This is a genomic window from Alkalibacterium indicireducens (assembly GCF_039522005.1).
In the GTDB taxonomy this organism is placed as follows: domain Bacteria; phylum Bacillota; class Bacilli; order Lactobacillales; family Carnobacteriaceae_A; genus Alkalibacterium; species Alkalibacterium indicireducens.
On record NZ_BAAADA010000074.1, the window covers coordinates 1 to 1,595 of the forward strand.

Annotated in this window: 3 protein-coding genes; 1 reads left to right on the forward strand and 2 read right to left on the reverse strand. The window is 30.4% G+C overall.

What is annotated here, in order from left to right; all coding sequences use genetic code 11:
* Positions 1 to 123: 123 nt before the first annotated feature.
* The gene (locus ABFX15_RS12225) at positions 124 to 450 is read left to right on the forward strand and encodes an SPOR domain-containing protein (RefSeq protein ID WP_487046871.1); all 327 of its coding nucleotides are present in this window, start codon (positions 124 to 126) and stop codon (positions 448 to 450) included.
* A 98-nt stretch (positions 451 to 548) separates the two neighbouring features.
* Here ABFX15_RS12225 and ABFX15_RS04810 read toward each other — a convergent pair whose 3' ends face one another.
* A complete protein-coding gene (locus tag ABFX15_RS04810; protein WP_346024352.1) occupies positions 549 to 1,235 on the reverse strand; it encodes a hypothetical protein in 687 nt (228 codons plus the stop codon).
* A complete protein-coding gene (locus ABFX15_RS12160; RefSeq protein ID WP_428830602.1) occupies positions 1,232 to 1,447 on the reverse strand; it encodes a phospholipase D-like domain-containing protein in 216 nt (71 codons plus the stop codon). Before ABFX15_RS12160 ends, ABFX15_RS04810 begins: the two co-directional genes overlap by 4 nt.
* Between the last annotated feature and the right edge of the window lie 148 nt (positions 1,448 to 1,595).

Sequence of the window (1,595 nt, forward strand, 5' to 3'; positions counted from 1 at the left end):
CACGGTTCGGGGAGGGGTCTGCGCAAACCTGTTGTAGAAATACAATAAGGCGGCGCTTTCCTACTCTACTGTGAAGATAATTTAACCGACAAAACTTACTTTAATAAAGTTTATAAAGAAGCGGTGGAACTTGCTGCTTATCTTTGTAAACAATACAAACTAACGGAGAAAAATATCATCGGCCATTATGAAGGGTACCAGAAAAAAATCGCTAGTAATCATGGCGACCCACGTCATTGGTTTTCAAAACATGGTAAGTCAATGGATACGTTTAGGGCAGATGTGAAGAAGGAATTAGCGAAAGGTACGTCAACATCTAAACCATCAACTGGTGGAAAGAAACTATATCGTGTACAGATTGGTGCGTATAGTATTAAAAAGAATGCTGATAAGCAACTAGAAAAAGCAAAGAAAGCTGGATTTAAAGATGCGTTTGTGAAATATGATTAGACTAAAAAGCATCCGATGAAATAGTCGGATGCTTTTGCTTTTTAATAATTACAAGTTTTACTATTTTATACAACTGGGTCTGGTCTTTAAATGAGTTACTACTCTAAATAATTTTTAAAAATAGTTGATGCAATATTTGTTACCATTCTTACATCGCTAGAACTTTCAACAATCCTATATTTATCTGATTCATTTAGTTCTTCCCAATTAGGAATTATGGAAACATCAATGCCTCTAAATTCCATTAATTTTTCCGGTGTACACTTTTTAATTTTGATTTTAACATTATTAATTTTATCATCGAGATCTATATTGAGAGGCTCAATAGTATCGGTGCTTATTATCCTTAGCATTAAATTAAAAAGAATATCGGAAATCATTTCATACATTTTTAGGCAAGTTTCATTCTCTGTTAATGGATAGTAAATTTCAGTACCATCTTCAGTAAAAATTAAATTATACTTAGACAAGTTACTATGTGATAAAAGATTGCGAATTATTCTTATGCCATTATTTTTATTATTAAGAAAGTCATGTTCTATCTTTGTTATAGTGCCATTATCTCTCAAGATATCTATAACATCGATAAGTCTTGCATCATAATTTTTTAAGCTGCTTTTGAATATATTTTCCATTAGATTAAATAAAAAAATGAGTGAGACAAATCCATTTCCAGAATCCTTCTCTGCTACATCTTTGCAATAGCTTAATAGATTACCGTAATATTTCGAGTATTGCCAAACATAATCTATTGTTTCTGTTTTTGAAAAAAATTCTTTATTCATAAGTTCCTCCCATACGAATTTTGAAATATTACCTTAAAATTATCTGTGTATTGTTTTGCTAATTGTCTATCTACAGAAATTGTTAAGTGTTCTTCGTTTTGAGAAGCCGTTGGCGTCCAATTAAAAGAACCATGTAAAACAATAGAGTAATCAATGATACAGTATTTTGAGTGGAGTCGATTAAAATTATTAAATCCGTAAAAGACAAGCAATTGTCTAAAAAATCATTTGCCTTAGAAAAAATTGTATGGTAAATTTATATAAATGAGAATGATTATCATTATTATTTACTCAAGTTTTGCAGTTGAATATCCAGGTTTAACCCTTGCGGTTATTGAAACTTCTTATAAATAATTATCA